The sequence below is a fragment of the Streptomyces sp. NPDC020362 genome, from assembly GCF_040642095.1.
Lineage (GTDB): Bacteria > Actinomycetota > Actinomycetes > Streptomycetales > Streptomycetaceae > Streptomyces.
Map to the genome: position 1 here is coordinate 1 of NZ_JBFAET010000288.1, position 8,531 is coordinate 8,531.

8 protein-coding genes are annotated in these 8,531 nt (G+C 73.8%); 3 read left to right on the forward strand and 5 right to left on the reverse strand.

Annotated elements, in window-relative coordinates:
* Positions 1-21: 21 nt before the first annotated feature.
* The 4 genes from AB0H32_RS44640 to AB0H32_RS44655 form a co-directional block, all read right to left on the reverse strand.
* Positions 22-927, reverse strand: a complete 906-nt coding sequence (locus AB0H32_RS44640) for an aldo/keto reductase (protein WP_361134263.1) — start codon at positions 925-927, stop codon at positions 22-24.
* A 37-nt stretch (positions 928-964) separates the two neighbouring features.
* Entirely contained in the window at positions 965-2,287 is a 1,323-nt protein-coding gene (locus AB0H32_RS44645) for an aldehyde dehydrogenase family protein (protein ID WP_361134266.1), read from the reverse strand.
* Between the two features lie 122 nt (positions 2,288-2,409).
* Positions 2,410-3,612 carry an RNA polymerase sigma factor gene (locus AB0H32_RS44650; RefSeq protein ID WP_361134269.1) on the reverse strand — a complete coding sequence of 401 codons (1,203 nt, stop codon included), beginning with the start codon at positions 3,610-3,612 and terminating at the stop codon, positions 2,410-2,412.
* Positions 3,612-3,962 (reverse strand): YciI family protein, encoded by a 351-nt coding sequence (locus AB0H32_RS44655; RefSeq protein ID WP_361134272.1) that lies wholly within the window; start codon positions 3,960-3,962, stop codon positions 3,612-3,614. The genes AB0H32_RS44650 and AB0H32_RS44655 overlap by 1 nt, the downstream gene beginning before the upstream one ends.
* Positions 3,963-4,120: 158 nt before the next feature.
* On the opposite strand from AB0H32_RS44655, the gene AB0H32_RS44660 reads away from it, so the two are divergent.
* Entirely contained in the window at positions 4,121-5,164 is a 1,044-nt protein-coding gene (locus tag AB0H32_RS44660; RefSeq protein WP_361134275.1) for an acyl-CoA dehydrogenase family protein, read from the forward strand.
* Between the two features lie 51 nt (positions 5,165-5,215).
* Here AB0H32_RS44660 and AB0H32_RS44665 read toward each other — a convergent pair whose 3' ends face one another.
* The gene (locus AB0H32_RS44665) at positions 5,216-5,383 is read right to left on the reverse strand and encodes a hypothetical protein (protein ID WP_361134278.1); all 168 of its coding nucleotides are present in this window, start codon (positions 5,381-5,383) and stop codon (positions 5,216-5,218) included.
* Between the two features lie 260 nt (positions 5,384-5,643).
* Between AB0H32_RS44665 and AB0H32_RS44670 the strand changes: the two genes are divergently transcribed.
* Complete coding sequence (locus AB0H32_RS44670) at positions 5,644-7,173, forward strand: SDR family oxidoreductase (RefSeq protein ID WP_361134281.1); 1,530 nt, start codon at positions 5,644-5,646, stop codon at positions 7,171-7,173.
* A 73-nt stretch (positions 7,174-7,246) separates the two neighbouring features.
* The coding region (locus tag AB0H32_RS44675; protein ID WP_361134284.1) for a deoxyribodipyrimidine photo-lyase at positions 7,247-8,531 on the forward strand (1,285 nt) is incomplete at its 3' end.

Genomic DNA, 8,531 nt, shown 5'->3' on the forward strand with positions numbered 1-8,531 from the left:
CGGGCCCCGCCCGGCGAGCCCTCAGCCGGTCCTGGCGTGCAGCGCGTCCAGCCGGGCCAGGTCGTCCTGGGTGAGCCGCAGGGCGCCCGCGGCGACGTTCTCGGTCAGGTGGTCCGGGTTGCCGGTACCGGGGATGGCGAGGACGTGCGGGCCCTGGTGGAGGGTCCAGGCGATGCGGACCTGTGCGGGGCTCACGCCGTGTGCGCGGGCGATGGCGAGCACGTCGTCGTCATGGGTGTCGGCCGCCGCCCGCGGCCCGGCCTCGCCGGCGACGGCGTAGAAGGGTACGAACGCGATGCCGCGTTCACCGCAGATCCGCAGCATGTCGTCGTCGACGGGATCGGGGCGGTCGAGTGCGAACCGGTTCTGCACACACACGACCGGGGCTATCTCCAGCGCCTCGGCGAGGTGGCGCGGTTCGACGCCGGAGACGCCGAGGTGCCGGATCAGCCCCGCCTCCCGCAGCTCGGCGAGGGCGCCGAAGTGCTCGGCGATGGAGTCCTGTCGCTGCCGCCGGAAGTTGACGACGTCGAGGTGGTCCCGGCCGAGCTGACGCAGGTTCTCCTCGACGTGGCCGCGCAGCTGGTCGGGGCGGGCCGAGGGACCCCATTCGCCGTAGTAGTCGCGGAAGGGGCCGACCTTGGTGGTGATGACGAGGTCGTCGGCGTACGGCGCGAGGGCGGTGTTGATGAGTTCGTTGGCGGACCGCAGGGAGGAGAAGTAGAAGGCGGCCGTGTCGATGTGGTTCACACCGAGTTCCACGGCCCTGCGCAGGACGGCGATCGAGCGTGCGCGGTCGCTGGCCGTGCCCAGATGGAAGGCGGCGCTGCCCGTCAGCCGCATCGCACCGAAGCCGATGCGGTGGACGGGCAGGTCGCCGAGTACGAAGGTGCCGGAGGCGTCCGCGGTGATCGTTTCAGCGGTCATCGGCGGAGTTTCGCACACCTGCCCCGGAACCGTCCGTTCAGCCGAGCGGCTTGGCCAGCACGGCCTTGCGGTGGCTGAACGTCTCGATGGAGTAGCGCCCGTGATAACTGCCCGTGCCGCTCTCCCCGACGCCGCCGAAGGGCAGGTCGGAGACGGTGAGATGGGCGAGCGGGAGGCCGTAGCCGAGGCCGCCGGAGGAGGTCTCGGCGGCGAAGCGCCCGCGGGTGTGTTCGGACTCGGTGAAGACGTACAGCGCGAGCGGCTTGTCGCGGTCGTTGATGAAGTCGATCGCCTGGTCCGCACCGGGCACGGTGACGATGGGCAGGATGGGGCCGAAGATCTCCTCCTGCATCACGGGCGAGGCCGGGTCGACGTCCGCGAGCACGGTCGGCGCGATGTACTTGGCCCTGCGGTCGCTCCCTCCGCCGACCGCCACCCGGCCGGAGTCGAGCAGGGCGAAGATCCGGTCGAAGTGGCGCTCGTTGACGATCCGGCCGTACTCGGGCGAGGCTGCCGGGTCGGTGCCGAAGAGGGCCTCGACGGCTCGGACCAGCGCGGGCTCCAGGGCGGCGGCGGTCTCCGGATCGGTGAGGACGTAGTCGGGGGCGACACAGGTCTGGCCCGCGTTGAGGAACTTGCCGCGCGCCAGCCGGTCGGCGACCGTGTCGAGGTCGGTGCCCCGGTCGACGAACACCGGGGACTTGCCGCCCAGTTCGAGGGCGACCGGGGTGAGGTGCTCGGCCGCGGCGCGCATCACGATGCGGCCCACGGTGCCGTTGCCGGTGTAGAAGATGTGGTCGAAGCGCTCGGCCAGCAGGGCCGTGGTCTCCGCGACGCCGCCCTCGACGACGGCGACCGCGTCGGTGTCCAGGTGGGCGGGGATGAGCCCTGCCAGAGCGGCCGAGGTGGCCGGGGCCAGTTCGCTCGGCTTGGCCACGACCGCGTTGCCCGAGGCCAGCGCGCCGACCATGGGGGCGAGCAGGAGCTGGGCCGGATAGTTCCAGGGGGCGATGACGAGGACGACACCGAGGGGGTCGTACTGCGTCCAGGCCGTCGCGTCGCTGCCGAGGTGGGCCGGGACGGGGGCGGACTCCGGGCGCAGCCACTCGTCCAGGTGGTCGAGGGTGTGGTCGATCTCGCGGACGGTGAAGTCGATCTCCGTGCGGTAGGCCTCGGTGCTGCTCTTGCCCAGGTCGGCGTGGAGGGCGGCGGCGAGGTCGGCGCCGTTCTCCGTGAGCATCGCGCGCAGACGCCGGAGCTGGCCGGTGCGCCACTCGACGGGCTTGGTGCGGCCGGTGCGGAAGGTGGCGCGCAGCCGCGCTACGGCATCGGCGGGCTGCTCGGGGGTGGGGTGGGTCACGGGTGCCTCGCAGGTGGTGCACGGGCTGGTCGGCCCGAGCGTAGGGTCTCCAACAGTCAGATGTAAATGCCAACCTTTGAGATGCCCAAGTAAATTCCACCGACGCGCATCGGTGACGGAGGTCACGTCGTCCGGCGGCCGAGTTCCCTTCGGCGCCGGTCCAGCCAGGCCCGCTCGGCCTCGCTCCCGGCGTGTTCGACGGCCTGGCCGTACTCCCCAGCGGCCTCCTCGTAGCGGCCCAGGCGGCGCAGCAGATCGGCGCGGACGGCGTGCAGGACGTGGTAGCGGGGCAGGTCGAGGGCGTCGACCAGCCCGAGAGCCTGCGCGGGACCCTCGACCTCGGCGACCGCGACCGCCCGGTTGAGCGCGACGACCGGCGTCGGGGCGACGGCCGTCAACTGGTCGTACAGGCGCAGGATCTGCCCCCAGTCGGTGGCGGCGGCGGCCGGTGCGTCGCTGTGCACGGCGTTGATCGCGGCCTGGATCTGGTACGGCCCCGGCCGGTCGCGGCGCAGACAGCGGCGGACCAGGTCCTGGCCCTCGGCGATCAGGTCGCGGTCCCACCGGGTGCGGTCCTGCTCGGACAGCGGGACCAGGGTGCCGTCGGCGTCCAGCCGGGCCGGCCGCCGGGCCTCGATCAGCAGCATCAGGGCGAGCAGGCCGGTGACCTCGGGTTCGTCCGGCATCAGCTCGGCCAGCAGCCGGCCGAGCCGTACGGCCTCCGCGCAGAGGGCGGGATCGCCGGTGTAGCCCTCGTTGAAGATCAGGTAGACGACGGCGAGGACACCGCCGAGCCGGTCGGGCAGATCGGCGTCACGGGGCACGCGGTACGGGATGCCCGCGTCGCGGATCTTGGCCTTGGCCCGCACCAGACGCTGGGCGAGCGTGGGCTCGGGGACGAGGAAGGCGCGGGCGATCCGGGCGGTGCTCAGACCGCCGAGAAGGCGCAGAGTGAGGGCGACCCGGGACTGCAGGGCGAGGGCCGGGTGGCAGCAGGTGAAGATCAGGCGGAGTCGGTCGTCGCGCACGGGGCCCTCCTCGGGCGGTGCGTGGGGCGCGTACAGCAGGACGGCCTCGGCGTGCCGCGCGTCCCGGGTGGACTCGCGGCGCACCCGGTCGATGGCTCGGTTGCGTGCGGTGGTGATGATCCAGCCGGCCGGGCTCGGCGGCACGCCGGTCTCCGGCCAGGTGCGCACCGCGGTGGCGAAGGCGTCCTGCACCGCTTCCTCGGCGAGGTCGATGTCGCCGAGGAAGCGGGTGAGGACGGAGACCGCGCGCCCGTACTCGGCGCGGAAGACGGCCTCGGTGTCCGGGGCGTCGCCCATCAGTGCTGGTCCACGAAGGGCCGTACCTCGATGGGCAGGGTGGTGGCCAGGGCGGCCTTGCGGCCCCACTCCAGGGCCTCGTCCAGGTCGGCGGCCCGGATCAGGCAGAGTCCGCCCAGGTACTCCTTGCCCTCGGCGAAGGGCCCGTCGGTGATGAGGACGTCGCCGCCCTCGGGACGGAGCACGGTGGCGGTCTCCGGGCCGTGCAGTCCGCCGGCGAAGACCCAGGCGCCGGCCGCGCGCAGTTCGTCGTTGAAGGCCTCGACGTCGCGCATGATCGCGGCGAGCGCGTCGGGGGCGGGCGGCTGTCCGCCGGCCGGCTGGACCACGCTGAGCAGGTAGTGCTTCATGACGTCCTCCTTGGCGTCTGCCCGGCACCCTGCCGGGCGTCTTCCCCGTGTCCGGGGTGCCTGTCACCTCCTACACGAACGGCACGGGGCCGGATCGACACCCGGCCCCACCGATCCGGAAGAAATATTCGGCGGAGATCTTCGGAAGAATCTCCCGCATGACCATCAGCGAACATCCGCTCGTCACCCGCGCCCGGCTGCTCGCCGACGAGCTGCTCGTCCCCGAGGCCGAGCGGGTGGACCAGGAGGGGGTTCCCGCGAGCCACATCGAGGCGGTGAAGCGATCCGGGCTGCTGGGCGTGGCCGCCCCCGTCGAGTACGGGGGCGCGGGTGCGCCGCCGGCCGTGCTGCGGCAGACCGCGGAGATCCTGGCCGGTGCGTGCTGTTCGACGTGGTTCGTGCAGACGCAGCACCACACGCCGGTGCGGACCCTGGCTCAGGGCGAACTGCCCGTGCGGGAGCGGCTGTTGGGCCCGCTGTCGCGAGGAGAGCTGCTGTCCGGGGTGGCGTACGCGCACGTGCGGTCGTATCCGCGTGTCCCGGTGCGGGTCCGGCGGGCGGGCGACGGGTGGCGGTTCGACGGGACCGTCCCCTGGTACACGGGGTGGGGTCTGAACGACGTGATGCTGCTCGCCGGGGTGACGGACGCGGGTGAGGTGCTGGCCGTCTTCGTCGAGGCGCGGGAGCAGCCCGGGCTGCGGTCCTCGCCACCGCTGCGCCTCGCGGCGCTCACGGCCGCCCGTACCGTGTCGCTGGAGCTGGACGGTCTGCAGGTGCCCGACGAGGCAGTGGCCCTGCGGCTGCCGTACGAGGCGTTGGCAGCGCGGGACCGGGCCAGGACCCTCAACGCCAACCCCGCGGTCTTCGGCATCGCCGAGGCCGCGCTGACCCTGCTGGACGAGGAGACGGCCGCCCCGCTGCGCGCCCGCCTCGCCGACGTCCGCCGCCGGGCCTACGCCCTGGCCGACCATCCGGTGCCGCTGGAGCGGGCCGAGGAGCGGCTGGCCGTACGGGCGCAGGCGTACGAGGTGCTCGGTGCGGCCACCACCGCAGCGGTGGTGGCCGGCGGCGGACGCGCGATGGCACTGACCAGCCGCGCCCAACGGCTGGCCCGGGAGGGACTGTTCCTGCTGGTGCAGGACCAGACGACGGAGACACGGAAGGCGCATCTGCGGGCGCTGGCCGACGCGGGCAGGGCGTGAGCGGTCCGTGGTGCCGCGGTCGCCCTCGACGTCCGCGGCCGCTCGGTGTGGTCAGGCCTCCTCCGGGGCCGGCACCACGACCAGGAAGGCGTCCGACTTCAGGTCCATGACCACCGTCGCGGGCTCGCCCTCGGCGCGGCGCGCGGCCGCGTACTCCTCCGCGGGCCACGATCCGCGTGGCGCCCCGGCGGGGAACCGCTCCAACACCTTCGTGCTCATGACAGCAGACACCTCCTGCGTCGAGGGCCGACCGGACCGCCTGGGGCCCATATCTCCCGTCTGCCCCCGACCGGTTCGCTCATGTGCAGGACCTTGGGACGGGCGCGCGGAAGACCCGGCGCGCCGGGCCGCCGGCGTCGGCAGCCGGCGTACCGGAACGACCGTCCCAGGCTCCCGCATCCGGATGGCCCGCCCGTGAGGAATAGATCCACGGGGGAACCCGGACCACACCCCCGCGACGACTCGAAGGAATCGATCCGATGCACGGCGACGACACCATGGGCGGCCCGCTCTGCCTGGTGACGGGCGGGACGGGGTACATCGGCGGCAGGCTCGTCCCGGAGCTCCTCGCCGCCGGCCTTCGGGTGCGCTGTCTCGCCCGCTCCCCCGGCAAGCTCCGCGACCACCCCTGGGCGGGCGACGTGGAGGTGGTGCGCGGGGACGTCACCGACCCGGACTCGGTCGCCGAGGCCCTGCGCGACGTCGAGGTGGCCTACTACCTGGTGCATGCGCTCGGCACGGGCGACGACTTCGAGGAGACGGACCGCAGGGCGGCCCGGATCTTCGGCGCACGGGCCCGGGCGGCGGGCGTGCGCCGCATCGTCTACCTGGGCGGACTCACCCCCGACGGCGTGCCCGAGCGGGAGCTGTCGCCGCATCTGCGCTCCCGCACCGAGGTCGGCCGCATCCTGCGGGACTCCGGCGTGCCCACCACGGTGCTGCGGGCAGCTGTGATCATCGGATCCGGCTCGGCCTCCTTCGAGATGCTGCGCTATCTCACCGAGCGGCTGCCCGTGATGGTCACCCCGAGCTGGGTCCGCACCCGCATCCAGCCCGTCGCCGTACGGGACGTGCTGCGGATCCTGGTCGGCAGCGCGGGCATGCCGGCGGACGTGAGCCGCGCCTTCGACATCGGGGGGCCGGACGTCCTGACGTACCGGGAGATGATGGTCCGCTATGCGGCGGTGGCGGGCCTGCCCCGCCGGTTCATCCTGCCCGTACCGGTCCTCACCCCCGGACTCTCCAGCCACTGGGTGGGCCTGGTCACGCCCGTGCCCGCGGCCATCGCCCGGCCGCTGACGGAGTCGCTGCGCCACGAGGTGGTCTGCCACGAGCGCGACATCGGGGCGTACGTGCCGGACCCGCCCGGGCATCCCCTGCCGTTCGACGAAGCGGTACGGCTGGCCCTGCAGCGCGTGCGCGAGGCCCAGGTCGCCACCCGCTGGTCGTCGGCGGCGGCGCCGGGCGCACCCAGCGATCCGCTGCCCACCGACCCGGACTGGGCGGGCGGCAGCCTGTACACGGACGTGCGGGAGACCGAGGTCGACGCCCCGCCCGAGGAGCTGTGGCGGGTCATAGAGAGCATCGGTGGCGAGAACGGCTGGTACTCCTTCCCGCTCGCCTGGGCGGTGCGTGGCCATCTGGACCGGCTGGTGGGCGGCGTGGGGCTGCGCCGTGGCCGCCGGGACGCCGAGCGGCTCCGGGTCGGCGACTCGCTGGACTTCTGGCGGGTGGAGGAGGTCGAGCCGGGCCGACTGCTGCGGCTGCGGGCGGAGATGCGGCTGCCCGGGCCGGCCTGGCTGGAGATGTACGCGGAGCGGGACGGTGCCGGGCGCTGCCGGTACCGGCAGCGCGCGCTGTTCCATCCGCGCGGGCTGCTCGGCCAGGTCTACTGGTGGGGCGTCTCCCCGTTCCATGCGGTGGTGTTCGGCGGGATGGCGCGCAACATCGCGCGCGCCGCCGCGAGGGCCACGCTCCCCCGGGAGAGGGAACGCGCGCCCGCGCGGTGATGTCCCGCATCCGCCGGGCCCCGTGGGCCGGAAGCAGTACACCGTCCGCCTTGTCTCGTCCCGGAGCCGCGCCATGAACGTCTCGGTCGTCCTGTTCACCGCCGACCTGCGTCTGCACGACCACCCGCCGCTGCGGGCAGCGCTGGACGGCGCGCGGCAGGTGGTACCGCTGTTCGTGCGCGACCGCGCGGTGGAGGCGTCCGGGTTCGCCGCGCCCAACCGGCTCGCGTTCCTCGCCGACTGTCTGCGCGATCTCGATGCGGGACTGCGCCGACGCGGCGGGCGGCTCGTGGTCCGCTCCGGCGACCTGGTCGAGGAGGTGTGCAAGGCGGTCACGGAGGCGGACGCCGACGAGGTGCACATGGCCGCCGACGTCAGCGCCTACGCGCACCGCAGGGAGGAGCGGCTGCGCCGGGCATTGGAGGCCGACGGGCGCCGGCTGCACGTCCACGACACGGTGACCACGGCTCTCGCTCCGGGCACGGTGACACCGGCCTCCTCGGACCACTTCGCGGTGTTCACCCCGTACTTCCGGCAGTGGTCGCAGCAGCGGCTGCGCGACCCGCTCGGCCCGCCGCGCACGATCCGGGTGCCGGAGGGCGTCGGGTCCGAGCAGCTCCCGTCGCGGGCCGCGGTGGCGGGCGTGTCCGGGGGGCTGGCCGAGGGGGGTGAGACGGAGGGCCGCAAACGGTTCGGCGCCTGGCTGCGCCGTGGCATCGTGGCCTACGAGGACCGGCACGACGACCTGGCCAGCGACGCGACCTCCCGGCTCTCCCCGCATCTGCACTTCGGCACGCTGTCCCCCGTCGATCTGGTCCACCGGTCCCGCGCGGCGGGCGGCCCGGGCGCCGAGGCCTTCGTACGGCAGCTCGCCTGGCGCGACTTCCACCGCCAGGTGCTGGCGGCCCGGCCGGCCGCGGCAACCGCCGACTACCGCACCAAGCACGACCGCTGGCGGACCGAGCGGACGGCCCGGGACGACATCGAGGCGTGGCGCGAGGGCCGTACGGGCTATCCGATCGTCGACGCCGCGATGCGCCAGCTGCGCCACGAGGGCTGGATGCACAACCGCGGCCGGCTGCTGGCCGCGAGCTTCCTGGCCAAGACGCTCTACGTGGACTGGCGGGTGGGCGCCCGGCACTTCCTGGACCTGCTGGTCGACGGGGACATCGCCAACAACCAGCTCAACTGGCAGTGGATGGCCGGGACCGGCACCGACACCCGCCCCAACCGCGTCCTCAACCCGGTCACCCAGGCCAAGCGCTACGACCCTGAGGGCACCTACGTGCGCCGCTGGGTGCCCGAACTGGGGCCGCTGGACGGTCCGTCGGTGCACGAGCCGTGGAGGCTCCGCGGCC